At 65.5% G+C, this 24,764-nt stretch carries 22 protein-coding genes and 2 tRNA genes; 4 read left to right on the top strand and 20 right to left on the bottom strand.

Annotated elements, in window-relative coordinates; genetic code table 11:
* Positions 1-70: 70 nt before the first annotated feature.
* Together JX25_RS07965 and JX25_RS07960 are read left to right on the top strand one after the other, a co-directional pair.
* Positions 71-1,027: a polyprenyl synthetase family protein gene (locus JX25_RS07965; protein WP_128254494.1), complete on the top strand. Its 957-nt coding sequence runs from the start codon at positions 71-73 to the stop codon at positions 1,025-1,027.
* Complete coding sequence (locus tag JX25_RS07960) at positions 1,027-1,533, top strand: sterol desaturase family protein (protein ID WP_128254493.1); 507 nt, start codon at positions 1,027-1,029, stop codon at positions 1,531-1,533. Before JX25_RS07965 ends, JX25_RS07960 begins: the two co-directional genes overlap by 1 nt.
* On the opposite strand, the gene JX25_RS07955 is transcribed toward JX25_RS07960, so the two are convergent.
* The 19 genes from JX25_RS07955 to purD all read right to left on the bottom strand — a co-directional run bounded on the left by JX25_RS07955 (position 1,518) and on the right by purD (position 21,593).
* The gene (locus tag JX25_RS07955; RefSeq protein WP_128254492.1) at positions 1,518-2,408 is read right to left on the bottom strand and encodes a phytoene/squalene synthase family protein; all 891 of its coding nucleotides are present in this window, start codon (positions 2,406-2,408) and stop codon (positions 1,518-1,520) included. The two genes, JX25_RS07960 and JX25_RS07955, sit on opposite strands and share 16 nt — an antisense overlap.
* Positions 2,405-3,859, bottom strand: a complete 1,455-nt coding sequence (locus tag JX25_RS07950; RefSeq protein ID WP_128254491.1) for a phytoene desaturase — start codon at positions 3,857-3,859, stop codon at positions 2,405-2,407. The genes JX25_RS07955 and JX25_RS07950 overlap by 4 nt, the downstream gene beginning before the upstream one ends.
* Positions 3,852-4,988 (bottom strand): lycopene beta-cyclase CrtY, encoded by a 1,137-nt coding sequence (crtY, locus tag JX25_RS07945; protein ID WP_128254490.1) that lies wholly within the window; start codon positions 4,986-4,988, stop codon positions 3,852-3,854. Before crtY ends, JX25_RS07950 begins: the two co-directional genes overlap by 8 nt.
* A 106-nt stretch (positions 4,989-5,094) precedes the next feature.
* Positions 5,095-5,169 (bottom strand) — tRNA-Glu (locus JX25_RS07940).
* Between the two features lie 130 nt (positions 5,170-5,299).
* Positions 5,300-5,374, bottom strand: a tRNA-Glu gene (locus tag JX25_RS07935).
* Positions 5,375-5,422: 48 nt separating this feature from the next.
* Positions 5,423-7,174, bottom strand: a complete 1,752-nt coding sequence (gene recJ, locus JX25_RS07930; RefSeq protein ID WP_128254489.1) for a single-stranded-DNA-specific exonuclease RecJ — start codon at positions 7,172-7,174, stop codon at positions 5,423-5,425.
* An 88-nt stretch (positions 7,175-7,262) separates the two neighbouring features.
* Entirely contained in the window at positions 7,263-8,231 is a 969-nt protein-coding gene (gene glpX, locus JX25_RS07925) for a class II fructose-bisphosphatase (protein WP_128254488.1), read from the bottom strand.
* 72 nt (positions 8,232-8,303) lie between these two features.
* Positions 8,304-9,590: a homoserine dehydrogenase gene (locus JX25_RS07920; RefSeq protein ID WP_128254487.1), complete on the bottom strand. Its 1,287-nt coding sequence runs from the start codon at positions 9,588-9,590 to the stop codon at positions 8,304-8,306.
* A 58-nt stretch (positions 9,591-9,648) separates the two neighbouring features.
* Entirely contained in the window at positions 9,649-9,858 is a 210-nt protein-coding gene (locus JX25_RS07915) for a hypothetical protein (RefSeq protein WP_128254486.1), read from the bottom strand.
* Positions 9,855-10,343 carry a flavin reductase family protein gene (locus JX25_RS07910; protein WP_128254485.1) on the bottom strand — a complete coding sequence of 163 codons (489 nt, stop codon included), beginning with the start codon at positions 10,341-10,343 and terminating at the stop codon, positions 9,855-9,857. Before JX25_RS07910 ends, JX25_RS07915 begins: the two co-directional genes overlap by 4 nt.
* Positions 10,344-10,399: 56 nt before the next feature.
* Entirely contained in the window at positions 10,400-11,863 is a 1,464-nt protein-coding gene (purF, locus tag JX25_RS07905; protein ID WP_128254484.1) for an amidophosphoribosyltransferase, read from the bottom strand.
* A 78-nt stretch (positions 11,864-11,941) separates the two neighbouring features.
* Positions 11,942-12,541, bottom strand: coding sequence for a CvpA family protein (locus tag JX25_RS07900; protein ID WP_128254483.1), 600 nt, complete (start codon positions 12,539-12,541; stop codon positions 11,942-11,944).
* A gap of 13 nt (positions 12,542-12,554) precedes the next feature.
* The gene (gene radA, locus JX25_RS07895) at positions 12,555-13,913 is read right to left on the bottom strand and encodes a DNA repair protein RadA (protein WP_128254482.1); all 1,359 of its coding nucleotides are present in this window, start codon (positions 13,911-13,913) and stop codon (positions 12,555-12,557) included.
* Complete coding sequence (locus tag JX25_RS07890) at positions 13,913-14,659, bottom strand: ABC transporter ATP-binding protein (RefSeq protein ID WP_128254481.1); 747 nt, start codon at positions 14,657-14,659, stop codon at positions 13,913-13,915. The genes radA and JX25_RS07890 overlap by 1 nt, the downstream gene beginning before the upstream one ends.
* Complete coding sequence (locus JX25_RS07885) at positions 14,656-15,438, bottom strand: MlaE family ABC transporter permease (protein ID WP_128254480.1); 783 nt, start codon at positions 15,436-15,438, stop codon at positions 14,656-14,658. Before JX25_RS07885 ends, JX25_RS07890 begins: the two co-directional genes overlap by 4 nt.
* Positions 15,435-16,484, bottom strand: a complete 1,050-nt coding sequence (alr, locus tag JX25_RS07880) for an alanine racemase (protein ID WP_128254479.1) — start codon at positions 16,482-16,484, stop codon at positions 15,435-15,437. The genes JX25_RS07885 and alr overlap by 4 nt, the downstream gene beginning before the upstream one ends.
* A gap of 75 nt (positions 16,485-16,559) precedes the next feature.
* Positions 16,560-18,800 (bottom strand): phosphoenolpyruvate--protein phosphotransferase, encoded by a 2,241-nt coding sequence (gene ptsP / locus JX25_RS07875; protein ID WP_128254478.1) that lies wholly within the window; start codon positions 18,798-18,800, stop codon positions 16,560-16,562.
* A gap of 93 nt (positions 18,801-18,893) precedes the next feature.
* Positions 18,894-20,153, bottom strand: a complete 1,260-nt coding sequence (locus JX25_RS07870; RefSeq protein WP_128254477.1) for an aspartate kinase — start codon at positions 20,151-20,153, stop codon at positions 18,894-18,896.
* 177 nt (positions 20,154-20,330) lie between these two features.
* Positions 20,331-21,593 (bottom strand): phosphoribosylamine--glycine ligase, encoded by a 1,263-nt coding sequence (purD, locus tag JX25_RS07865; protein WP_128254476.1) that lies wholly within the window; start codon positions 21,591-21,593, stop codon positions 20,331-20,333.
* Between the two features lie 70 nt (positions 21,594-21,663).
* Between purD and xseA the strand changes: the two genes are divergently transcribed.
* Positions 21,664-23,208 (top strand): exodeoxyribonuclease VII large subunit, encoded by a 1,545-nt coding sequence (gene xseA, locus JX25_RS07860; protein WP_128254475.1) that lies wholly within the window; start codon positions 21,664-21,666, stop codon positions 23,206-23,208.
* Here the strand turns inward: xseA and JX25_RS07855 are convergent.
* Positions 23,205-23,600 carry a hypothetical protein gene (locus JX25_RS07855; protein ID WP_128254474.1) on the bottom strand — a complete coding sequence of 132 codons (396 nt, stop codon included), beginning with the start codon at positions 23,598-23,600 and terminating at the stop codon, positions 23,205-23,207. The genes xseA and JX25_RS07855 overlap by 4 nt on opposite strands.
* 116 nt (positions 23,601-23,716) lie before the next feature.
* On the opposite strand from JX25_RS07855, the gene ftsY reads away from it, so the two are divergent.
* Positions 23,717-24,763, top strand: coding sequence for a signal recognition particle-docking protein FtsY (gene ftsY / locus JX25_RS07850; RefSeq protein ID WP_128254473.1), 1,047 nt, complete (start codon positions 23,717-23,719; stop codon positions 24,761-24,763).
* The last annotated feature ends 1 nt before the right edge of the window (position 24,764 follow it).

Here is a 24,764-nt window from a genome sequence, read left to right as displayed (position 1 = left end):
TTGACATACGGGCGGTTCCCTCCAGATAGTGCCAGATGACAGCCGCGGCAAACGTAAGCGATCCCCGACGATGAACATGACGCACGACCTGTCCTCGACTGCAAGCCATGACGAGCGGTTCCGGGCCTTTCGCACGGCGCTGGAGCAGCGGATGCACCTGCACCTTGGGACCCCTCCCGGTGCGCCTGCGCGGCTGATGGCGGCGTCGGGCGATGCGATCATGGCGTCGGGCAAGCGGATGCGCCCGTTCCTGTTGCATCTGGCGGGTCAGGGCGCCTGCGACATGGCCCTGCTGGATGCCGGCTGCGCGCTTGAAATGGTGCATACCGCATCCCTGATCCTTGATGATCTGCCCTGCATGGACGATGCCAGCCTGCGGCGCGGCAAGCCCGCCACCCATGTGGCATGGGGGGAGGCGACGGCGATCCTCGGGGCGGTCGGGCTGCTGAACCAGGCCTATGCCATCATCGGCACCCTGCAGGCCGACGACGCGCAGCGCGTGGCGCTGGTGAACGCATTGTCGCGGGCCGTGGGTTGGACAGGCCTTGTCGCGGGGCAGGAATATGACGTGAACGGCTTTGCCGCGGGCGATGGTGCGGCGGGCGGCGCCCTGCGGCGGATCGACCGTGTGAACCGCATGAAGACGGGGGTGCTTCTGGTTGCCGCGATGGAGATGGGGGCGGTCCTTGGTTCCCGCGACGCCGAATGCCGCCGCCATCTGCGCCGCTTCGCCGAGGATCTGGGGCAGGCCTTTCAGATTGCCGACGATCTGGGCGACGTGATCAAGACCAGGGAGGAATTCGGCAAGGATGTCGGCAAGGATGCGGGCAAGGAAACCTTCGTTGCCGCGCTTGGGCCCGAACGGGCGCTGCATCGCTGCCTTGATCTTCTGCTGCGGGCGCAGCATGCGCTGGATGCGGCCAAGGTCGATCCCGCCCCTTACCAGTGGATGATCGGGCAGGTGTTTGATCGTGACCTTCTGGCCGCCCGCGTCGCGGCCCCCCGAGAGGAAAGAGTGGCGTATTGATGGACTGGCTTCTTCCCGTCATCGTCGTGATCGCGACCGTGGCCTTCATGGAATGGGTCGCATGGGCATCGCATAAATACATCATGCACGGCTGGGGCTGGGGCTGGCACAAGTCCCACCACGAGGAAACGCATGGCCCGTTCGAGATGAACGACCTTTACGCCGTTGTTTTCGCCATCTTCGCCATCGGACTGTTTCTGGCGGGCGAATATCTTTGGCGTCCGGCAACGTGGCTGGGCATTGGCGTGACGCTTTACGGCGTGCTGTATTTCGTGGCCCATGACGGGCTGGTGCACAAGCGATGGCCGTTCAACTATATCCCCCGCAAGGGCTATGCCAAGCGGCTGTACCAGGCGCACCGGCTGCATCACGCGGTGGAAGGCAAGGAAGGCTGCGTGTCCTTCGGCTTCATCTATGCCAAGCCCGTCAAGGCGCTGGTGAAAGAGCTTGACCAGAACAAGCGCACCGACCCCGAGGTGGTGCGCGACGTTCAGGACGGCCGCTGATAAAGCCCCACTCGCGGCTTCGGCTTGCGAACCCTGCTAAGGGCGACATCGGCGGGCGCGGCGGCGAACATTGCCGCCTTTTCCGCCTTGGTGGTGCTGATGCGCCGGTCCCATGCCGCCGGCCCGCCGCCGCGCAGTTTCAGCCCGATTGCCCCATACACGCGCCGTGCCGCCGCAATGGCCAGCGCAGAGCGGGGCGGCAGTTGCCCCATGCCGGTCAGGGCGCTGTCGTAATACCCTTCGGCCATGTCCAGAAGCTGAAGCGCGGCGCGGTAAAGATCATCGCGGTCGCGCGTGGTCAGCAGGTCGGCGGGGATATAGCAGCGGCCGGCGGCGGCATCCTCCATCACGTCGCGGGCGATGTTGGTCAGCTGGAAGCCGATGCCAAGATCCGAAGCGCGGTCCAGCACCGCCGGATCGCGCACGCCCATGATCTGCGCCATCATCACCCCCACCACGCCCGCCACGTGATAGCAGTAATCCAGAAGATCATCGGTGGTGCGGTATTCCCGCCCTTCCACATCCATGGCGAAGCCATCCAGAAGCTGGTTCGGATAAAGGGCGGGAATAGCGTTGCGCTGCGCCACGCGGCGCAGGCTTTCGAACACGGGATCGGCCTGTGGTTCACCCGCCAGCGCGGCGGCGGTTTTCGCCCGCAGGTCGGCAAGGCGCTGCATCTGGCCCTGCCGGAACCCTTCGGACTGCGCCATGCCGTGATCCTGCCCGTCGATCACATCGTCGCAATGGCGGCACCATGCGTAAAGCATGACACAATCATCGCGCGTTCGCCGATCGAAGATGCGGGCGGCGGCGGCAAAGCTTTTGGAGCCCTTGGCGATGCTTTCCTCGGCATGGGCGATCGTGGTGTCGGTCATATCATCAGCCCTGCCGTTGCCTCGGCGCTGCCCACGACGCCGGGAATGCCCGCGCCGGGATGGGTGCCCGCGCCAACAATGTAAAGGTTCTCCAGCCGCTCGTCGCGGTTATGGGGGCGGAACCACGCACTTTGCGTCAGGATCGGCTCGATAGAGAATGCGCTGCCAAGGTGTGCATTCAATTCGTCGCGGAAATCAAAGGGCGTGAAGTGGCGAACGGTCATCAGGTCGCGCCGCAGGTTGGGGATGTACCGCTCCTCTAGGTAATCGAGGATCTTGTCGCGGTATTGCGGCCCGATCACATCCCAATCCACATCGGCCTGCCCCAGATGCGGAACGGGTGACAGCACGTAATAGGCGCTGCACCCTTCGGGCGCCAGCGAGCCGTCCGTCACCGAAGGCGCGTGCAGGTAAAGCGAAAAGTCGTCGGGCAGGTCATGCCCGTGGAAAATCTCTTGTATCAGCTCGCGATAGCGTTTGCCGAACAGGACCATGTGGTGGCGCAGGTCCGGCCTTTCGCCGCGCAGCCCGAAATAGGTGACGAAGAGCGACATCGAATGCCGCTTCGCCGCCAGCCTGTCGCCTTTGGCATCGCCCAGCAGCTTGCGATAGGTGTGCACCACATCGGCATTGCTGGCGATCATGTCGAAGGCATGACGCTGCCCGTTCACGTGGATGGCGGTGGCGCGGCTGCCTGCGGTTTCGATCCGCTCCACCTCGGCGTTGCAATGGATGATGCCGCCAAGGTCCTGGAACAGGTTCACCATGCCCTGCACCAAGGCGCCGGTGCCCCCCATGGCGAACCACACGCCGCCCTGACGTTCCAGCGCATGGATCAGCGCATAGATCGACGATGTTTCGAACGGGTTGCCGCCCACCAGCAGGGTGTGGAAGCTGAAGGCCTGGCGCAACTGGTCGTCCTTGATGAACTTCGCCACCATCGAATAGACCGAGCGCCAGCTTTGCAGCCGTGCAAGCTGCGGCCCCGCCTTGATCATCGACTTGAAATGCAGGAAGGGCACTGTCCCCAGCTTTTCATACCCTTCGCGATACACGTCCTGTGAATAGCGCAGGAAGCGGCGATATCCTTCCACGTCCTGCGGGGATTTCGCCGCGATCTGCCGGTCTATGGAGTCCTGATCGTCGGCATAGTCGAACTTGAACCCGTCCTCCCAGCACAGTTGGTAAAAGGGCGTGACGGGCAGAAGCGTGACGTAATCTTCCATCCGTCGGCCCGAAAGGCGCCACAGCTTCTTCAGGCATTCGGGATCGGTGATGACGGTCGGCCCCGCATCGAAGGTGAAGCCCGCATCGTGCCAGACATAGGCGCGCCCACCCGGCAGGTCGCGCTTTTCGAACAGGGTCGTGGCGATGCCCGCCGATTGCAGACGAATGGCCAGCGCAAGGCCGCCAAGTCCCGCGCCGATCACGGCGGCCGTTCTTTCAGACATTCGAGATCCTTTCGGGCAGAACGCGCAGGGCGCGTCCGATGGGCACGGGAGGCTTGCCAATCAGGATGCGTGCCATGTCGGCCGAACTGGTGCGGCCGGCATAGAAACGCTCGATCAGCGGCTCGGGCAGGCGATAGAACCGCTCCATCACCTTGCGACGCTCGGCCGGGCGGGCGGCACGGAACAGCATCCGGTTCAACATGCGGTAAAACCGTTGCCCCCGCGCGCGCAGCAGCGCGTCATGGCGGATTGCCTGCGACAGGCGGGCGGACCCACGCTGCCAGTGCGCCTCCACCAGGGCCGAGGTGCGGACGGCGTCGGGCAGCGAATAGCCGGTGACAGGGTGGAACTGCGCCGCCCGCATCCCGATGCGCGGCAGGTCCGTGTCACGCCAGAAGCGGGGCGCGTCGAACTCCAGCATCAGGGGCAGGGCACCCGTTTCCTCGGCCAGAACGCGGCTGATCTGCCAGCCCTGCTGCGCGGCATAGGCGGCGATGGCGGTGCGGAATCCTTCGGGTGCAAGATCGGCGCTGTCGGAATAGCGCGTATCCTCGATCAGCAGGCGGTCGGGGCCAAAGGGCAGAACATAAACGAAGCGGTAGCCGTCGATCTGGTCCACCCTTGCATCCATGATGATCGGGTGCTTCAGGCCGTGGGGGGCGGCAAGCTCCACCTCTTGGCCGACGAACTTCTGGAACGCCAGATCCTGCGCGGGATGCGGGGCCATGCCGCGCGCATCGATCACGCAGGCGGCGTCGATACGGGCTCCGTCTTCCAGTTGCAGGTGATCCTCGGCCAGCGATTCCGTTCGCGCCTCGATGATGGTCAGCCGGTCATGCTGGAGGGCGTTCGCCATGCGTTCGGGCGTGATGGTGGCATATCCGGCGCGCAGGCTGCGGCGGAAGGCGGGAAAATGCACTTCCTGCCCCTGCCATTGATGCGCGATGGCCGGTTGCAGCCAGCGGCGTTCATCCGCCGTCACGTCATGTTCGTGAAACGACCATGTGCGCCCCGTCAGCGGGCGCGGATCGATAAGCGTGATGCGGGGTGGATCGCGGCGATCCAGCAGCCGCAGCGCCGTTACGGCGGCGGCCAATCCCGCACCGGCAATCGCGATCTGTGTTTGCATCCATCCCTCGTTCTTCAAGGGCGATGGTAGCGGTCGGATCGGGAAAGGCGAGGGGAATTTCTTGTGCAGGATCAACCTGCAGGCCTTCTTTCCAGAAAGAAACCCGTGGCAGCCCGTAGGGGAGTCGAACCCCTCTTTTCAGGTTGAAAACCTGACGTCCTAACCGATAGACGAACGGGCCACTTGGGTAGCGGGCTTCTACGCAGAACGCGCAAAGGGCGCAAGAGGATTTTTGAAAGTTTCTTGATAAAGTTGAAGGCGGACCGGCAAGCGAAAGCCGGAGGCGATCATTCTGTCATGAAAGGGGGAAGTGGCAGCCCGTAGGGGAGTCGAACCCCTCTTTTCAGGTTGAAAACCTGACGTCCTAACCGATAGACGAACGGGCCACTGCGGGGGCTTCTAGTGCCCCCGAACGGCAGGCGCAAGAGGAAAAATCACTTTTCCTCGGCAGCATCTTCAAGGCGAAGCTGCACGCGGTTGCGGCCGCCCCAGCTGTTCATCTCCAGCCGGCCGGCAAGGTGGAAGCGGCGCGTGCCGCAGCCTTCCAGCGCGGGGCCAAGCGGGCCGTCGAATGCACCAAAGGCCACCGCGTCGATCTGCGGGCCGCCAAGGCCGCCAAAGGTCAGCCGCAGATGACTCTCTCCGATTCGGCGGCATTTCAGGCTTTGCGCGGCAAAGGCAAAGCGTGGCGCGGGGGAGGAGGCGCCGAAGGGGCCGGCCCCCTCGATCTGCTCGATCAGCTCGGGGGTGCAGGCCTCGGGCATCAGCAACCCTTCCAGCCGAAGGTCGGAGGGGCCCGCATTGCCGGCCCCCTGTTTGGCAAGCAGTGCCGCCAGCCGCTCCATCGCTTCGGGCAGGCGCTTCTCCTCCACCGTCAGGCCGGCGGCCATCTTGTGCCCGCCGCCCTTCAGCAGGAGCCCTTCCGAGGCAAGCCGGTGGATCGACGCCCCCAGATCCACGCCGCTGATGGACCGGCCCGATCCCTTGCCGATCCCGTTATCCATCCCGATCACGATGGCAGGGCGGTTGGTGGCTTCCTTCAGGCGCGAGGCGACGATGCCCACGACGCCTGGATGCCAGCCTTCGCCCGCCGCCCAGACCAGCGGCGCGTCAAGCCCGCGCGCTTCGGCCTGTGCCATGGCTTCCTGCCGGACGCGCGCCTCGATGTCGCGGCGTTCGGTGTTCAACTCGTCCAGCCGCGCCGCAAGGGCGGCCGCTTCGCGCGGATCGTCCGTTGCCAGCAGCCGCGCGCCCAGATCGGCCTGCCCGATGCGCCCGCCCGCATTCACCCGCGGCCCCAAAAGGAACCCAAGGGCATAGGCAGTGGGCGCCTCGTTCATCCGTGCCACATCGGCCAGTGCCGTCAGTCCCACGCGTTCGCGCCGCGCCATCACCTTCAGGCCTTGCCGCACCAGCGCCCGGTTCACCCCGATCAGCGGGGCAACATCGGCCACCGTGGCCAGCGCCACCAGATCCAGCATCCCGATCAGGTCCGGCCCCGTCACGCCTTCGGACCGCAGGCGGCGGTTCGCCTCCACCAGCATCAGGAACACCACCGAGGCGGCGCAAAGGTGGGCAAGGCTGCCATCCTCGTCCTGCCGGTTGGGATTCACCACGGCCAGTGCGGGCGGAAGGGTTTCCGCCCCAAGGTGGTGATCCAGCACGACCACATCGGCCCCAGCCGCCGCAGCGATGGGTTCATGGCTGAGCGTGCCGCAATCCACGCAGATGATCAGATCGTGCCGCGCCGCCAGATCGCGCATCGCAGGCACGTTGGGGCCATAGCCTTCATCGATCCGGTCGGGGATATACAGTGTCGCCTGCCGTCCCAGTGCCCGCAGCCACACGATCAGCAGCGCGGCAGACGATCCGCCATCAACGTCGTAATCGGCAAAAATCGCGATCCGTTCGTTCCGCCGCACGGCCTGCAGCACGCGGTCCGTCGCAGGGCCCATGTCGCGCAGCGTCATCGGATCGGGCAGAAGATCCCGCAGGGCAGGGGCAAGATACAATTCCGCCTCGGCCGGGGCCACGCCGCGGCGCACAAGCGTGCGGCACAGGGCGGCGGGCAGGCGCGTTGCCTGCACCATCGCTTCGGACAGGCGGTCCTCCTCGTCGCCGGGGCCGACCCAGCGGCGACCGGTGAGGGAGCGTTCAACGTTCAGGAAGGGGCGCAGGATCGTCATGGCCCCGACATAAGCCCTTCGCCGCGGAATGGGTAGAGGCTGGCCGGTATGCGAAAACGCCCTGCCGCGGGGGCAGGGCGTTCATGGATCAGATCGCCTTGATCGGGTTGCGATAGGTCATCCGCCGGACCGACCCGGTGCGCGAGCGCATCAGGATGGTTTCAGTCGTAAGCCAGCCCACCTCGCGCTTGATGCCGGCGACGAGGTTGCCATCGGTCACGCCGGTGGCGGCGAAGATCACGTCGGCGGTCACCAGCTCGTCCCGGGTGTAAACGCGGTCCAGATCCTCGATCCCGGCCTTGCGGGCGCGGCCGATCTCGTCATCGTTGCGGAACAGCAGCTTGCCATAGAATTGGCCGCCCATGCATTTCAGCGCCGAGGCTGCCAGCACGCCTTCCGGCGCCCCGCCCGAACCCATGTACATGTCGATGCCCGTGCCGGGGGTGGAGCAGTGCATCACGCCCGCCACGTCGCCATCGGTGATCAGGCGGATCGCCGCACCGGTGGAGCGGACCTCAGCAATCAGATCGGCGTGACGATCACGTTCAAGGATGCAGACGGTGATGTCCTGCGCCGAACCGCCCTTGGCCTTGGCCAGCGCGTACACGCGTTCAGCCGGCGACATGGCCATCGTCACCGTGTCGGGGGCATAATCTGGCCCGATCGCCAGCTTTTCCATGTAAACGTCGGGCGCGTGCAGCAGGGTGCCGCGTGGGGCCATTGCAATCACGGTCAGCGCGTTCGGCATGTCCTTGGCCGTCAGCGTCGTGCCTTCCAGCGGGTCCAGCGCGATATCCACCGCCGGGCCGTTGCCGGTGCCCACTTCCTCGCCGATGAACAGCATGGGCGCTTCGTCGCGTTCGCCTTCACCGATCACCACGACGCCTGCGATATCCAGCAGGTTCAGCTGGTCGCGCATGGCGTTCACGGCGGCCTGGTCGGCGGCCTTTTCGTCGCCGCGCCCGATCAGGTTGTGCGAGGCAAGCGCCGCTGCCTCCGACACGCGGGCCAGGCCCAGCGAAAGCATACGGTCTTGAAATTGTTCTGCGTTGGCCATCTTGCCCCTCGTCTCCTCTTTGCGCCCTAGTGGTAGAGCGGGGGGAGGCGTGGGGCAAGCGTGGTGGCGCTATCAGACGTCTTCGATGCGCAAGGCGACCGGTTCGCCCACCAGAACGCCGGTGCTTCGGAACGATTCCAGCGCCGTCAGGATATCATCGCGCGTGGCCTTGTGCGTGACGATCAGGACCGGCGCATCGCCGTCCATGTGGCCATACTGGCGCATCCGGTTGATGGAGATGCCAGCCTCGCCCAGCCGCGTTGCGATCTTGGCCAGCGCGCCGGGCTTGTCTTGCAGGCGCATCCGCAGATACCACGCGGCCGGCGCGGCAGAGCGGGCTGCCACAGGCACCGTCAGCGATGCGGCGGGCACCCCGAACGTGGCCGTGCGGATGCCGCGCGCCAGATCGATCACGTCGCCCATCACGGCGCTGGCGGTGGGCCCCTGGCCCGCACCCGCACCGCGCATCACGATCTGGCCCACGGCGTCGCCTTCGACCACGACCATGTTCGTGCCGCCCGAAAGCTGGCCCAGCGGGCTGTCGCAAGGTACAAGGCAGGGCGTCATCCGCTGTTCCAGACCGCGGCCCGTCATCTGGGCAACGCCCAGCAGCTTGATGCGATAGCCCATATCGGCCGCGCGCCGGATATCGTCGATGGAAATGGCGCCGATGCCCTCCATCTCCACCGCGTCGAAGGCAACCTGCGTGCCGAACGCGATGGAGGACAGCAGGCTCAGCTTGTGGCTGGCATCGATGCCCCCGACATCCAGATTCGGGTCTGCCTCCAGATAGCCGAGGGCGCGGGCTTCCTCGAACACGACCTCATAGGGCAGGCCCGCATCTTCCATCCGCGTCAGGATATAGTTGCAGGTGCCGTTCATCACGCCCATCACGCGGCGGATGCCATTGCCGGCAAGGCCTTCGGCCAGCGTCTTGATGATCGGGATGCCGCCGGCAACGGCAGCCTCGAACCGGATGCAGCGGCCCGCCGCTTCGGCGGTTTCCGCCAGCGCCTGGCCGTAATGGGCCAGCAGCGCCTTGTTCGCGGTGACCACGTCTTTGCCAGCGGCCAGCGCAGCTTCGGTCGCGTCCTTGGCGGCACCTTCGTGCCCGCCCATCACTTCAACGAAAACGTCCACATCGTCGCGGCGGGCAAGGGCAACCGGATCGGCTTCCCAGGCAAAACCCGACAGATCCACACCGCGGCTGCGCATGGGATCGCGGGCGGAAACGGCAGTGATGGTAATCGGCCGCCCCGCGCGCATTGCGATCATGTCAGCATGCTGCTGAACGATCTTGATGACACCGACGCCGACCGTTCCAAGGCCGGCAAGTCCGATACGCAGGGGAGCGGGCATGAATCCTCCGATAATAGCCTTCGGAGTGATAGCCGGTTGCGACGGCCCCTGCCAGCCTTTAGCGCAACTGCGCGGCACGGGCGCGCAGGGCGGCGGCACGTGCGTCCAGATCCGAGGCGGTTTCGGGGCCGGTCAGGTTCTTGCCGATGCGGGCATCGATCTTTTCCTGCGGTAGCAGGACAGGGGCGGGGCCTTCATCGGTGGGGGCGGGAATGTCCGGGCGCGGGCCGCAGGCGGCCAGCAGCAAAAGAAGCGCAATCGCCTTCATCCCGCAAACCTGCCGAAGCGGCCCTGGTTGAAGATCATCGGATCGCCATCGCCCACCGTCACGCGGCCAACGCGGCCCACGACGATCAGGTGATCGCCCCCGTCATGCGTGGCATGGGTGGTGCATTCGAAGCGCGCCAGAACCCCGTTCACCAAGGGCGCGCCGTGGTCGCCAACATCGTGGTCAAGGTCGGCAAAACCGGGGCCGCCGCGTCCGAAAGCGGCCGAAACATGCGCCTGATCATGGCCAAGGATGTGGATCGCAAAGCGTTCCGCCCGTTCGAAATGTACGAAACGCGAGGAGGAGCGGGCGGGCGACCAAAGCACCAGCGGCGGGTCCAGTGACACGGATGCGAAGCTGTTCGCAACCATTCCCACGGGGCCCTGATCGGTCATCGTGGTGACCAGCGTCACGCCGGTCGCGAAACGGCCAAGGGCATCGCGAAAGGGAATTGCGTTGCCATCGGCCTCGAACGTGGTGATCATGCTGCCCCCCCTGCCTTGCCCCGTTTTTATGCGGGAGCAGGGCAAGGGTGTAAAGATCACTCGGCGGCCTCCTTCATTTCGAAGCCTTCGGCCAGTTTGTCGGTCGGGGCGACCGGATATTCACCCGAGAAGCACGCATCGCAGTACCGCGGGGCTTTCGGATCACGGCCCGCCGCCTCGCCCGCCGCGCGATACAGCCCGTCAAGCGAGATGAAGCGAAGCGAGTTGACGCCGATCCAGTCGCGCATCTCGTCCTCGGACATGTTCGCGGCCAGCAGCTTGGACCGTTCGGGCGTGTCCACACCATAGAAGCAGGGCCATGCCGTGGGGGGCGATGCGATGCGAAAGTGCACCTCGGCCGCGCCGGCATCAAGGATCATGTCCTTGATCTTGCGGCTGGTGGTGCCCCGCACAACCGAATCGTCCACAAGGATGATCCGCTTGCCCTTGATCAGCGCCCGGTTGACGTTCAGCTTCAGGCGAACGCCCATGTTGCGGATGGACTCCGTCGGCTCGATGAAGGTCCGGCCCATGTACTGGTTGCGGATGATGCCCATCGCATAGGGGATGCCCGATTCCTGGCTGAAGCCAATGGCGGCAGGCGTGCCGCTGTCAGGCACGGGGCACACAAGGTCAGCCTCCACCGGGGCTTCACGGGCAAGTTCCACCCCGATCTGGCGGCGGGTTTCATAGACCGAGCGGCCGCCGAGGATGGAGTCGGGGCGCGAGAAATAGACATGCTCGAAGATGCAGAAGCGCGACTTGGCCGGCGCGAAGGGGCGCGAGGAGGTGATGACGCCATTCTCGATCACGACCATCTCGCCCGGTTCCACCTCGCGGATGAAATCGGCGCCGATGATGTCCAGACCGCAGGTTTCCGACGAAAGGGCGTACCCTTCGCCAACCTTGCCCAGAACCAGCGGGCGCACGCCCAGCGGGTCGCGCACGCCGATCAGCTTCGTGCGCGTCATGGCGATGACCGAAAAGGCCCCTTCCACGCGGCGCAGGGCATCTTTCATCCGTTCCGGCACGGTGCGCTGGATCGAACGGGCCATCAGGTGGATGATGCATTCGCTGTCCGAGGAGGACTGGAAGATCGAACCACGCTCGATCAGTTCCTTGCGGAGCTGGGCGGCGTTGGTCAGGTTGCCGTTATGGGCAATGGCTGCGCCGCCCATGGAAAATTCGCCGAAGAAAGGCTGCACGTCGCGGATCGCGGTCGCGCCCTTCGATCCCGCGGTGGAATAGCGGACATGGCCGATCGCCAGTTCACCCGGCAGCGTGTCCATCACCTTCTGGTTGGTGAAGTTGTCGCGCACATAACCGAAGCGACGGGCCGAGTTGAACCCGTGCTCGGGGTGGTGCGTGACGATGCCGGCCGCTTCCTGACCGCGGTGCTGCAGCGCGTGAAGGCCAAGGGCCACGAAATTCGCCGCATCGGCCACGCCGACCACACCGAAAACGCCGCATTCTTCCTTCAACTTGTCATCGTCGAAGGGGTGGGAAAGGAAGGGTCGCATGGGTGCGCTCCGAGTCCGTGGAATTGCCCCCCCATGTAGTCACTTCCGGCGCGGCTGTCACCCTCCTGATACGTTTTATCAGCCTTGCGTTGCCGCGGGGGCTTCAGGGGCCACGGGCTGCACCGGAACGCCGCAGGTGCCCACCAGCTTTTCATACTGCTGCACGACCCAGCCGGGCGCGTCATCGGGAACCTGGTCGTTGATCTTGCCCTGGAACGAGGCGAACACATGGGCCGCGCGCGAATTGTCCACCATCGGCACGGTTTGCGCCCCGATCACGCGGTCATAGACGATGAAGGCCACAGCCACGAGGATGATGCCCCGCGCCGCGCCGAACAGGAAGCCAAGCGCCTGATCCACCGGCGACAGTGCCGTGTTCTGGATGGCCGAGGACAAAAGCGGCGTGAACAGCGAAATGACGACCAGCGACAGCGCGAAGATGGCGGCAAAGGCCGCGACCATCGAAAGTTCGCAGCTGTCGCCGATGAAATCGCCCACCACCGGGATCTGAAGGATCAGCGGCTTCGCGGCTGCGGCGAAGGCGAAGGCCAGCACGGCGGCCAGGATCCAGCCGAGGATCGCCATGACCTCGCGCACCAGTCCGCGCGCATAGGCGAGGATGGCCGACAAGACGATCACAACCGCAACCACGGCATCGATAAGGGTAAAGCCGTCCATAACCTTCTCCTGGTCAGCCTGCCCCGAACATCTCACCCACGAAGGCGGTAAGGTCGGCCATCTGCCGAACCTCCATCCCGCCCGTGGAGCCGAGTTTGGATCGGCTGGGGGCAATCGCCCGTGTGAAACCAAGTTTCGAGGCTTCTTTCAATCTGTTTTCTGTCTGTCCCACGGGACGCAGCGCGCCCGAAAGGCTGATCTCGCCGAAAAGCACGGTATCTGGCGGAATTGCCACATCCTCGCGCGCGGAAACCAGTGCCGCCGCAACGGCCAGATCGGCGGCGGGTTCATTTACCCGCATGCCGCCGGCCACGTTCAGGAACACGTCGAGGCCGGCGAAGGGAATGGCGCAGCGCGCCTCCAGCACGGCAAGGATGGTGGAAAGGCGGCCCGAATCCAGCCCCACTACCGTGCGCCGCGGGGTGCCCAAGGGGGAGGGGGCGACCAGCGCCTGAATCTCGGTCAGGACCGGGCGCGTGCCTTCGATGCCGGCGAACACGGCCGATCCCGGCGCGGGCTTGTCGCGTTCGGACAGGAACAGCGCCGAGGGGTTTGCCACCTGTGCCAGCCCGTCGCCCGTCATCTCGAACACGCCGATCTCGTCGGCGGGGCCGAAGCGGTTCTTCACGGCACGCAGGATGCGGAACTGGTGGCCGCGCTCCCCCTCGAAGTAAAGCACCGTATCGACCATGTGTTCGACCACGCGGGGGCCCGCGATCTGGCCTTCCTTGGTCACGTGGCCCACAAGGATCACCGCCACGCCCCGCGTTTTCGCGAAGGTCACAAGTTCATGCGCGGCAGCGCGCACCTGACTGACCGATCCCGGGGCGCTTTCGATGTTGTCCAGCCACATGGTCTGGATCGAATCGATGATGGCCAGCGCCGGGCGTTCGCGGTCCAGCGTGGTCAGGATCTCGCGCAGGTTGGTTTCGGCACCAAGGGCCACCGGGGCCTTGGCCAGCCCCAGACGCTGCGCACGCATGCGCACCTGCGCCGAGGCTTCCTCGCCCGAGATGTAAAGGCATTTCAGCCCCGATTGCGCGAAGCTGGCAGCGGCCTGCAGCAGAAGGGTGGATTTGCCGATGCCCGGATCGCCGCCCACCAGCACCGCCGAGGCGGGAACGAGGCCCCCGCCCAGAACGCGGTCCAATTCGTCCATGCCGGACGCGGCGCGGGGCGGGGGGGCTTCCTCGGTCGCAAGGTCCGTCAGCTCGATCCCCTTGCCGCGCGCGGCGCCAAGCGCCTTCGGGCCGGTGGAAAGTGGCGCTTCCTCGACGATCGTGTTCCACGCGCCGCAAGCGTCGCATTTGCCCGCCCATTTGCGATGAGAAGCCCCGCAGGCTGTGCAGGTGAAGGCCGGACCCTTCGCCATCAGCGGACGCTTTCGATCGGCCCCTCGGCCCGCCCATGGATGAACTGCTGGACATAGGGATCGTCGGTCGCATCCAGACCGGACACCGCACCCGTCCAGCGCACCTTGCCCCCATGCAGCATCGCCACGTTGTCGGCGATCGCGCGCACGCTGGTCATGTCATGCGTGATCGTCATCGCGGTCGCGCCCATCTCGGTCACGATCTCGCGGATCAGGTCGTTGATGACGCCCGACATGATCGGATCAAGGCCGGTCGTCGGCTCATCGAAGAAGATGATCTCCGGCTCGGCGGCGATGGCGCGGGCAAGGCCCACGCGTTTTTGCATCCCGCCGGACAGTTCCGCCGGATACTGATCGGCCACATGTTCCTTCAGGCCCACGCGGCGAAGCTTTTCGATGGCGATGGCCCGCGCCTGATCCTTTGGCAGCTTCCGCGCGCCCTGACGCAGGCGGAAAGCCACGTTTTCCCAAACGCGCAGCGAATCGAACAGCGCACCGCCCTGGAACAGCATGCCGAAGCGGGCAAGAAAGGCATCGCGGTCACCGCGGGTCACGTCCTGGCCGTCCAGCGTGATCGTGCCGCTGTCGGGCCGCACAAGGCCCAGAACCGATTTCAGCAGCACCGATTTTCCGGTGCCCGATCCGCCGATGATCACCATGCTGGTACCCTTGGGGATCACCAGATCCACGCCGCGCAGCACATGGTTGGACCCGAAGGCCTTGTGAACGTTCCGAAGCTCGATCATGACCCGAAGAACACCCTTGTCAGCAGGAAGTTGGCCGCGAGGATCAGGACCGAGGCGGCAACAACCGCCGATTTGGTCGCATCGCCCACGCCCTGTGCGCCGCGGCCCGAATTCATGCCGTGGTAAACGCCCATCAGCGCGATGATGAAGCCAAAGGCCGCGCCCTTCACAAGGCCTGAACCGATGTCCCAGAACTGCAGGAAGTTGACCGTGTTCTTGATATAGGTGGAGGAGTTGAAACCAAGCTGGTTGATCCCGACGATCCAGCCGCCTGCGATGCCGATGGAATCGCCCACCGCCACCAGCACCGGCACCACCAGCACCGCCGCGACGACACGCGGCACCGCCAGGTATTTCAGCGGGTTAGTGGAAAGCGTCGTCAGCGCGTCGATCTGTTCGGTCACTTTCATCGTGCCGATTTCGGCCGCGATGGAGGACGTGACCCGCGCCGCCACCATCAGGCCGCCCAGAACGGGACCAAGTTCGCGCACCATGCCGATCGCGGTGATGGAAGGAACCGCAGCCTCGGCCCCGTAACGCGCCCCGCCGGCATAGATCTGCAGCGCCAGCGCGCCGCCCGTGAACAGCGAGGTCAGGCCCACGACCGGAAGGCTGAACCAGCCGATCTGCAGCACCGCGTTAAGAAACTCGCGCGGATAGAAAGGCGGGCGGAAGATGTGGCTGACAACCTGAAACGCAAAGATCGCGATGCGCCCGATGCTGGCAAGCATGTCCAGCACCAGACGGCCCAGTGCCGCCAGCGGAGCGGTCAGGGTCATGCGCCCTCTCCTTCGTATTGGCGATGATAGCGCTGGCCGAGCGAGGTCAGCATCTCGTATCCGATGGTGCCGGCGATATCGGCCAGATCATCCGCCGACTGGTAGGGGCCGATGATATCCAGCGTGTCCGGCACCGTTTCCAGATGCGAGATATCCACCGTGATCAGATCCATCGAAACGCGTCCGATCAGCGGGCAGGGGACCTTGCCCGCCCAAAGCGTGGCCTGACCCGACAGCGCGCGCAGCAGCCCGTCGGCATATCCGGCGGAAACGGTCGCAACATAGCTTGGCCCCTCGGCCCGCCACGACGCGGCATAACCCACGACCTCGTCCGCGGCGACCTCGCGCACCTGCACCACGGGCAGTGACAGCTGCAGCGGGTTGCGCCCGGAATCGAAGGGACGGCAGCCGTAAAGCCCGATACCGGGGCGCGTCAGGTCGAAATGATATCGTTCGCCCAGAAGGATGCCGCCCGTGGCCGAAAGCGACCGCGGAACGCCGCAGCCGTCGGTCATGGCGTGAAATTCAGCCAGCTGCGCTTCGTTCATCGCGTGGTCCGGTTCATCGGCACAGGCAAGGTGCGACATGATCAGCTCTGGCCCCAGTTCCAGAACCATGCCCGCCACGGCTTCCCATTCGGGCATTTCCAGCCCCAGCCGGTTCATGCCGGTATCAAGCTGGATGCCGAACGGATGCCCCGGCAGCGTTTCCACATGCCGCATGATCTGGTCGATGGAATTGAGCATCGGCGTCAGGTCAAGATCGCGGATCAGGTCCGTATCGCCGGCCATGTGGCCGGAAAAGACATTGATCTGCGGCCCGTGCCCAAGGACGGCGCGAACGGCCGCGCCTTCTTCGGCTGCGGCAACGAAGAAGCGCCGCGCACCCGCGCGGGCCAGCGCCCGGCTGACACGGCCTGCGCCGGTGCCATAGGCATCAGCCTTGACCACGGCACCTGTCTGGGTGGTGGCGGCGGACATGCGGTCCAGCGCGCGCCAGTTGGCGGCGATGGCGTCGAGATCGATGAAGAGACGTGCGGTGGCCATGTGTGCTGTTTCGACAGTCGGGACCACAAGGTCAAGGGCAAAGCAAATGCGGCGCAGTCACTTGCTGGTCAGCGATCAGTCGCCGGCCTGCGCCGATAGCCATTCGACGACAGGTTCGCGGACGCTGTCGCCGTTCAGCATCGCCGCCTCGATCACCTCGCGCAGCTCGGACAGATCGATCCGGCGCAGAAGCGTCTTCACCGGCCCGATGGAGGCTGGGCGCATCGACAGCGTGCGGATGCCAAGGGCGGCAAAGCACATCGCCTCGATCGGGCGGCCCGCATCTTCACCGCAGAAGGACAGGTCGGTGTTTGTCGCCTCGCACCGCGCGACGATGCGGCGCAGAAAGTCAAGGAACGCCACCGACAATGTGTCATAGCGGCGGCGGACACGCTCGTTCTCGCGGTCGGCGGCGAAGAAAAACTGCTTCAGGTCGTTCCCGCCGATGGAGATGAAGTCAACCTCGCGGAAGAAGCGGTCGGGCGCGAAGGCAAGGGCAGGGGTTTCCAGCATCGCGCCCACGCGCAGGCTTTCCGGCACGGGGTGGCCAAGGTTCCGCTCCCGCGCGATCTGGTGCATCAGGATATCGCGTGCTTCGCGGAATTCCGATCCTTCCGCGATAAACGGGAACATCACCGTCATCGGGCGCGCACCATGGGCCCGGATCAGCGCCTGAAGCTGCATCTGCATCACGCCGCGCTTGTCCAGCGCCACGCGGATCGCGCGCCAGCCCATCGCGGGGTTCGGTTCATCCTGCGGCTTCATGTAGGGCAGAACCTTGTCGGAGCCGATATCCAGCGTCCGGAAAGTCACGCAGCGCCCCTTGGCTGCATCCAGCACGCGGGCATAGATGCGGACCAGTTCCTCGCGGCGGGGCATCTGGTTGCGGACAAGGAACTGAAGCTCCGTCCGGAACAGGCCCACGCTTTCCGCGCCCGAATGTTCCAGCGAGGGCAGGTCTGCCATCAGGCCCGCATTCATGTGCAGCTTCGTGATCGTGCCGCATCTGGACTGGGCCGGAAGCTGCCGCAACGAAGCATAGCGTTCCTGCGCCTGCGCCTGCATCGCCATCTTGTCGCGGAAAGCCCTTGTTACCGTTTCTTCCGGACGTAGATGGACGATCCCCTGATCCCCGTCCACCAGCACCGGATCACCGTTCAGTGCTTCGGTCGTGATGCGGTCGGCATGGATGACCAGCGGGATCGCCAGCGCCCGCGCCACGATCGCCGCATGCGATCCGACCGAACCTTCCTCCAGCACGATGCCCTTCAGCTTGCGCCCGTAATCCAGCAACTCGGCAGGCCCGATGTTGCGCGCCACCAGCACCGGATCGGGGGGCATCTCGGCCCCTGTATCGCGGCCTTGCCCCGTCAGGATCCGCAGCAGGCGGTTTGCCAGATCGTCCAGATCGTGCAGCCGGTCGCGCAGATAGGCGTCGGGAACGGCCTCCATCCGGGCGCGGGCGGCCGATTGTTCCTTTTGCACCGCCGCTTCAGCCGAAAGGCCGCGGGTGATGTCTTCTTCCATCCGGCGCAGCCAGCCGCGCGAATTGGCGAACATGCGATAGGCTTCCAGAACCTGCCGCTGTTCCTTGTCCAGCGAGGCCGCCGAAAGCAGGTCATCCACCGAAACGCGCAGCTTGGCGACGGCCTCGCGGATGCGCTCGATCTCGGTCAGGGGGTCGTCGGCCACGGGGTTGGTGACCACGACGCGCGGTTCGTGCAGCCAGATATGGCCTTCCGCCGCGCCTTCCTGCCCCGTGCCGCCACGGAACATAACGGGATGGGTATGCTTGGCAGGGGCAACCTCGTCGCCGTTGAAGGCGCCAAGTTCGGCCATCTCGGCCAGAACCATGGCCACGACCTCAAGCGCGTCGACCTCGTCCTCGGCATAGATGCGGGCGGCTTTCGATTGCACGACCAGCACGCCAAGGCGTTCGCCCACCCGCTGGATCGGCACGCCGAGAAAGGCCGAATACGCCTCCTCGCCGGTTTCGGGCATATAGCGGAAGCCGCGCGCCGCCGGCGCATCGGCGGTGTTCAGCGGCTTGCCCATCCGTGCAACCTGGCCCACCAGCCCTTCGCCCAGCTTCAGGCGCGTCTGGTGCACGGCCTCGGCCTTCAGCCCTTCGGTGGAGCAAAGCTCCAGCGTGTCGGCATCGCGGAACATGTAGATGGAGCAGACTTCCGACCGCATCGAATCCGCGATCAGGTGGGTGATGCGGTCCAGCCGGTCCTGGCCTTGCCCCGGAAGGGCAAGGCTGTCACGAAGGCGCCGCAGAAGCTTGCGGCTGTCGCTGTCGCTGCGTTCCGGCACGATGCCTCCCGATCCCGTGCGCGCGCATTTGCGTCGCGCTTATCCCATTGTCGGACCTGATGACGTCCCGCGCAACCCAGGATTGCAGGGGGCTCAGGCCTTGTCGAGTTCGAATGCGTCGTGCAGGGCCTGGACGGCAAGCTCGGTATACTTGCGGTCGATCAGGACCGAGATCTTGATCTCGGACGTGCCGATGACCTTGATGTTCACGCCTTCCGCCGACAGCGCGCGGAACATCTTCGCCGCAACGCCCGCGTGGCTGCGCATGCCGATGCCAACCACGGAGACCTTGGCCACGTCCTCGTCGATGATCAGCTCGTCATATCTGATCAGATCGGCGGCCTTGGCATCTTCCAGCGCCTTCTTCGCGCGGGCGACCTGGTTGATCGGGCAGGAGAAGGTCATGTCCGTGACGGCACCGGGATGCGCCTCGTCATAATCCTTTTCCGAGATGTTCTGGACGATCATGTCCACGTTGATGCCCGCATCGGCCAGCGGGCCGAAGATGGCCGAGGCGACGCCAGGGCGGTCCTCGATCGTGAACAGGGTGATCTTGGCTTCCTCGCGCGAGTGGGCGACGCCGGAGACGACTTTCGATTCCATGATTTCATCCTCTGCGCAGACGAGCGTGCCGGAGTTCTCGTCGGTATCTTCAAAGCTGGACAGCACCCGCAGGCGAACGTTGTAACGCATTGCCAGTTCGACCGAACGGGTTTGCAGGACCTTCGCGCCCAGCGAGGCCAGTTCCAGCATCTCCTCGAAGGCGATGCGGTCCAGCTTCTTCGCGCGCGAGGTGATGCGCGGGTCGGTGGTATAGATGCCGTCCACATCGGTATAGATGTCGCAGCGTTCGGCATCGAAGGCGGCGGCGAAGGCCACGGCGGTGGTGTCCGAACCGCCACGGCCCAGCGTGGTGATCCGCCCCTCGGGGCTGACCCCCTGGAAGCCCGCAACAACTGCAACGCGGAAGCCTTCGGCGAACTTGGCATCAAGATTGCCGCGCGGAATATCGACGAATCGTGCCGCCGAATGGGCCGAGGTGGTGTTGATCGGCACCTGCCAGCCCTGCCAGCTGCGCGCGGGAATATCCATTTCCTGCAACGTCAGCGCCATGAGGCCCGCGGTGATGTTTTCGCCGCTGGCAACAACGGCGTCATATTCGCGCGCATCGAACATGGGCGAGGTCTGTTCGACCCAGCCGACAAGCTCATTCGTCTTGCCCGACATGGCGCTGACGATGACAATGACGTCGTATCCGCGCTCGACCTCTTTCTTGACCTTCTGGGCCGCATTCTTGATGCGTGCCAGATCGGCCACCGAGGTGCCCCCGAATTTCATGACGAGAAGTGGCATGGTCCCCCCTCTGCCGGACATACGCGATCCCCTCTAACGATCCGAAATGACAAGAGCAAGCGGCTGTCAGGAAAGGCAATGATCTTTCCTGCGCTGCGGGGCGTGAAATGGGATGGGCGGCTGAATCGCCGACGCACCCCGAAAGGCGCGCCGGATGATCCGGGGCAGAATGGGGGCTTACAGCGCCCGCCAGCCGATGTCGCGCCGCGCGAACCCCTCGGGCCAGTCGATGCCGTCCAGCATGCGATAGGCTTCGGCCTGCGCTTCGGCCAGTGTCGCGGCGCGTGCGGTGACGTTCAGCACGCGCCCGCCGGTGGCCACGATCTGCCCGTCCTTCATGGCCGTGCCCGCATGGAACACCATCTGGCGGCTGGTTTCCGGCATCGTTTCAAGCCCGCGGATCACGCTGCCCTTTTCATAGGTGCCGGGATAGCCCTTGGCGGCCATCACCACCGTCAGCGCGTGATCGTCGGCCCAGTTTACCTGTGCGCTGTCCAGCTTGCCTTCGGCACAGGCCATCAGCAGGTCCAGCGCCTGCGCGCCAAGCCGCATCATCAGCACCTGGCATTCGGGATCGCCGAAGCGGGCGTTGAACTCCACCAGCCGCGGAAGGCCGTCCTTGATCATCAGCCCCGCATAGATCACGCCCTGATAGGGGGTGCCGCGCTTTGCCAGTTCCGCCACGCAAGGCTTCACGATTTCTTCCAGCGCCATCTTCGCGATCGCATCGCTCAGGACAGGTGCGGGGGAATAGGCGCCCATGCCGCCCGTGTTGGGGCCCGCATCGCCTTCGAAGGCGCGCTTGTGATCCTGCGCCGTGCCAATGGGAAGAACGTTCACCCCGTCCGAGAGCACGAAATAGGATGCTTCCTCGCCCTCCATGAATTCCTCGATCACCACCTCGGCACCGGCGGTGCCGAAGCTGCCGCCGAACATGTCGTCGATGGCGGCCAGCGCCTCGGCCTCGGACATGGCGACGATCACGCCCTTGCCGGCGGCAAGGCCATCGGCCTTCACCACGATGGGTGCGCCCTGCTGGCGGATATAGGCCTTGGCACCCTCGGCCTCGGTGAAGCGGGCATAGGAGGCGGTGGCCGCACGCGCATCATCGCAAAGCTGCTTGGTGAAGGCCTTCGACGCCTCGATCTGCGCTGCGGCAGCGGAAGGGCCGAAGGTCAGGATGCCTGCGGCCCGCGCGGCATCGGCCACGCCTGCCGCCAGCGGTGCTTCCGGCCCGATGATCAGAAAGTCGATGGTGTTGGTTTCGCAGAATGCGACAACTGCCGCGCCGTCCATGATGTCCAGATCGGCGCATTCGGCCAGTGCCGCGATGCCCGCATTGCCCGGTGCAACGATCAGCCGGTCGCATTTGGGGTTCTGCTTCACCGCCCATGCAAGCGAATGTTCACGCCCGCCGCTGCCCAGAATAAGGATGTTCATTGCCGCCCCCGCTTGGCCTTCATGCCCATGCGTTCTAGGGTTGCCCCCGTCAAACCGCAAGAAGGCCCACATGGATCTGTTCGAGGAACCCGCAGGCAATGCCCATGACTTCACCGTTTCCGAACTTTCGGGGGCCGTGAAGCGCGTGATCGAGGGCGAGTTCGGCATGGTCCGCGTGCGCGGAGAGATCGGGCGCGTGTCCCGCCCCGCCTCGGGCCATCTTTATTATGACCTGAAGGATGACCGGTCTGTCATTGCCGCGATCACGTGGAAAGGGCAGGCGGCGAAGCTGACCGTGAAGCCCGAAGAGGGGATGGAGGTCATCGCCACCGGCCGCATGACGACCTTCCCCGGCCAGTCGAAGTACCAGCTGATCGTGGAGGATATCCGCCCCGCAGGGGCTGGCGCGCTGATGGCGATGCTGGAAAAGCGGCGCAAGGCGCTGGCTGCCGAAGGGCTGTTTGACGAAGACCGCAAGCGCCCGCTGCCGTTCCTGCCGCAGGTGATCGGGGTGGTCACCTCGCCCTCGGGGGCCGTGATCCGCGACATCCTGCACCGGCTGCGCGACCGTTTCCCCCGCCATGTCCTGATCTGGCCCGTGGCCGTACAGGGCGAGAAATGCGCCCCCGAGGTTGCGGCCGCCATTCGCGGCTTCAACAACATGCCGGACGGAATGCCGAAGCCCGACCTGCTGATCGTTGCCCGTGGCGGCGGCTCGCTTGAAGACCTTTGGGGCTTCAACGAGGAGATCGTGGTCCGCGCCGCCGCCGCTTCGCGCGTTCCGCTTATTTCGGCGGTGGGGCACGAAACAGATACCACGCTCATCGACTACGCCTCGGACCGCCGCGCCCCGACGCCCACTGCGGCGGCAGAAATGGCGGTGCCGGTGCGGGTGGAGCTTCTGGCGGCGGTGGACCAGCGCGGGGCCAGCCTCTCGCGCTGCATCGCGATGGGATTTGTGAACCGCAGCCAGCGCCTGCGTGATCTGGCGCGCGCGCTGCCGCGTCCGGAAACCCTGACCCAGACGGCAGCGCAGCGGCATGATCTTTGGGCGGGGCGTCTGGATGGCGCACTTGGCCTTGGCATCACTGCCCGCCAGTCGCGCCTGACCGAACTTGCGGTGCATCTGCGCCCGCGACTGCTGGCCGATCTGGCCGCGCGTGGGCGGGAACGTCTGGCCGAACGCGCCAAGGCGCTGGAGGCGTGCACCCATCGCCGCCACGAACGCGGGGCCGAACGACTGACGGCGTTTTCGGCGCGGCTGGGCCCTGCCTATGCCCGTGCCCTGGCCGAAGCGGGCCGCGAAACGGCCCGCGGGCGGGAGCGGCTGGCGGCGCTTCAGGCGCGGCTGGATGAGGCCCCCGCCGCCCGCTTGCGCGTGCTGTCGGACCGGCTGGAGGCGACAGACCGTTTGCGCCAGACGCTGGGCTATCGCGAAACGCTGGCGCGCGGCTATGCCGTGATCCGGGGCGATGACGGGGTGGTGACCACGAAGGCCGCCGCCGAACGCGCCACGCGGCTGGAAGCGGAGTTTGCCGATGGCCGCCTGCTGCTGAACGGCAAGCCGAAGAAAAGCCGCCGCGACGATCCGCCCGCACAAGGCTCCTTGTTCTAGACCCCGACCTGCGGTCCGGGGCAAAACAGCGGCTTTTCGGATCGTGACACTTCGGACAGTTCGGTGCCTGCAGGTTCGTTCATGAAACGGGCCGACAGGCCGGTGCCGTCATGCCAGAAGGTCCAGCACTGCGGCTCCCCCGTTTCGTAAACGAAGCAGATCTGTTCGTCTTGCGGATACCAGCGGCCATACTGGCATTGCTCGCCCTGGAAAGCCCAGACGACGCGGCGGCCGGGCAGATACTGTTCGGTTCCGAAAACCCGCCCGTCGCTGGCATAGGACAGGGTGCGGTTGGTGGCGTATTCCTCGAACGCCTCGGCCGTAAGGGGGGATTGGGCGGCAACAGGGCCGCAGATCCCCGCGATCATCATTGCGCCGAAGACTGCGCGCATCTTTGTCCTCCATGTCTGAACGGCGATCCTGCCAGAGGATGGCGCGGTGCGCCACCGTTGCCCTTCGCCCCCAAAGCGCATAGGTGAGAGGAAACCCACAGGATGACGAGGCACCGATGGCGTCCTTCTTCAGCAAATTGCGCGCACGGATGACGCGGTCCTCGGACAAGCTGGGCGAGGGGATCGATGCCGTCGTGGCCGATGCGCCCAAGGCGCCGGCGCCGCAGGCACCTGAAACGCCTGCACTGCAGCCGGCCCCGCTGGCGCCGCCCGAACCCGCGCCCAAGCCCGGCCTTCTTGGCCGCCTTCTGGGGCAGGAAGAGCCAAAGCGCGAATTCGACGATGCCATGCTGGAAGGGCTGGAAGAGGTTCTGATCGCCGCCGACATGGGCGTCGAAACCTCGCTTCGCGTGGCGGCCAACATCGCCGAAGGGCGGTTCGGCAAGCGCGTTTCCACCACCGAGATCCGGCAGGCGCTGGCCACCGAGGTTGCCCGCATCATGGAGCCGGTGGCCCGCCCGATGCCGCTTTCGGCCCGCCGCCCGCAAGTGGTTCTGGTGGTCGGCGTCAACGGTTCGGGCAAGACGACCACGATCGGCAAGCTGGCCAGCCAGTTCCGCGCCGCCGGCAAGAAGGTGGTGATCGCGGCCGGCGATACCTTCCGCGCGGCGGCTGTGGAACAGCTTCAGGTCTGGGGTCAGCGCGCGGGCGTGCCCGTTCTGACGGCGCCCGAAGGATCGGACCCCGCCAGCCTTGCCTTTGACGCCATGACCAAGGCCGAGGCCGATGGCGCGGATCTTCTGATGATCGACACTGCAGGGCGGTTGCAGAACCGCGCCGACCTGATGGAAGAGCTTTCCAAGATCGTCCGCGTGATCCGCAAGAAGGACCCCTCGGCGCCGCACAACACGCTGCTGGTGCTGGACGCGACCACGGGGCAGAACGCCGTCAACCAGGTGGAGATTTTCCGCAAGATCGCCGATGTCTCGGGCCTTGTGATGACGAAGCTGGACGGCACGGCACGCGGGGGCGTTCTGGTTGCACTGGCCGACAAGTTCGGCCTGCCCATCCACGCCATCGGCGTGGGCGAGCAGATCGACGATCTGGCCCCCTTCGATCCGGATGATTTCGCCCGTGCACTGGTCGGGCTGGACGCAAGGTAAT

Source organism: Falsirhodobacter deserti, assembly GCF_004015795.1.
Taxonomy (GTDB): domain Bacteria; phylum Pseudomonadota; class Alphaproteobacteria; order Rhodobacterales; family Rhodobacteraceae; genus Falsirhodobacter; species Falsirhodobacter deserti.
This window is presented reverse-complemented; position numbering and strand designations above follow the sequence as displayed.

Excerpts from the sequence above, each read along its gene's own strand:
- JX25_RS07885 (WP_128254480.1), bottom strand. The coding sequence starts at position 15,438 with ATGACCCTGACCGCTCCGCTGGCGGCACTGGGCCGTCTGGTGCTGGAC.
- alr (WP_128254479.1), bottom strand. The coding sequence starts at position 16,484 with ATGGCCACCGCACGTCTCTTCATCGATCTCGACGCCATCGCCGCCAAC.
- xseA (WP_128254475.1), top strand. The coding sequence starts at position 21,664 with ATGGATCTGTTCGAGGAACCCGCAGGCAATGCCCATGACTTCACCGTT.
- crtY (WP_128254490.1), bottom strand. The coding sequence starts at position 4,988 with ATGCAAACACAGATCGCGATTGCCGGTGCGGGATTGGCCGCCGCCGTA.
- JX25_RS07870 (WP_128254477.1), bottom strand. The coding sequence starts at position 20,153 with ATGCCACTTCTCGTCATGAAATTCGGGGGCACCTCGGTGGCCGATCTG.
- JX25_RS07920 (WP_128254487.1), bottom strand. The coding sequence starts at position 9,590 with ATGCCCGCTCCCCTGCGTATCGGACTTGCCGGCCTTGGAACGGTCGGC.
- JX25_RS07965 (WP_128254494.1), top strand. The coding sequence starts at position 71 with ATGAACATGACGCACGACCTGTCCTCGACTGCAAGCCATGACGAGCGG.
- JX25_RS07910 (WP_128254485.1), bottom strand. The coding sequence starts at position 10,343 with ATGATCACCACGTTCGAGGCCGATGGCAACGCAATTCCCTTTCGCGAT.
- purD (WP_128254476.1), bottom strand. The coding sequence starts at position 21,593 with ATGAACATCCTTATTCTGGGCAGCGGCGGGCGTGAACATTCGCTTGCA.
- JX25_RS07900 (WP_128254483.1), bottom strand. The coding sequence starts at position 12,541 with ATGGACGGCTTTACCCTTATCGATGCCGTGGTTGCGGTTGTGATCGTC.
- JX25_RS07950 (WP_128254491.1), bottom strand. The coding sequence starts at position 3,859 with ATGTCTGAAAGAACGGCCGCCGTGATCGGCGCGGGACTTGGCGGCCTT.
- recJ (WP_128254489.1), bottom strand. The coding sequence starts at position 7,174 with ATGACGATCCTGCGCCCCTTCCTGAACGTTGAACGCTCCCTCACCGGT.
- JX25_RS07855 (WP_128254474.1), bottom strand. The coding sequence starts at position 23,600 with ATGCGCGCAGTCTTCGGCGCAATGATGATCGCGGGGATCTGCGGCCCT.
- purF (WP_128254484.1), bottom strand. The coding sequence starts at position 11,863 with ATGCGACCCTTCCTTTCCCACCCCTTCGACGATGACAAGTTGAAGGAA.
- glpX (WP_128254488.1), bottom strand. The coding sequence starts at position 8,231 with ATGGCCAACGCAGAACAATTTCAAGACCGTATGCTTTCGCTGGGCCTG.
- radA (WP_128254482.1), bottom strand. The coding sequence starts at position 13,913 with ATGGCGAAGGGTCCGGCCTTCACCTGCACAGCCTGCGGGGCTTCTCAT.
- ftsY (WP_128254473.1), top strand. The coding sequence starts at position 23,717 with ATGGCGTCCTTCTTCAGCAAATTGCGCGCACGGATGACGCGGTCCTCG.
- JX25_RS07955 (WP_128254492.1), bottom strand. The coding sequence starts at position 2,408 with ATGACCGACACCACGATCGCCCATGCCGAGGAAAGCATCGCCAAGGGC.
- JX25_RS07915 (WP_128254486.1), bottom strand. The coding sequence starts at position 9,858 with ATGAAGGCGATTGCGCTTCTTTTGCTGCTGGCCGCCTGCGGCCCGCGC.
- JX25_RS07890 (WP_128254481.1), bottom strand. The coding sequence starts at position 14,659 with ATGATCGAGCTTCGGAACGTTCACAAGGCCTTCGGGTCCAACCATGTG.
- JX25_RS07960 (WP_128254493.1), top strand. The coding sequence starts at position 1,027 with ATGGACTGGCTTCTTCCCGTCATCGTCGTGATCGCGACCGTGGCCTTC.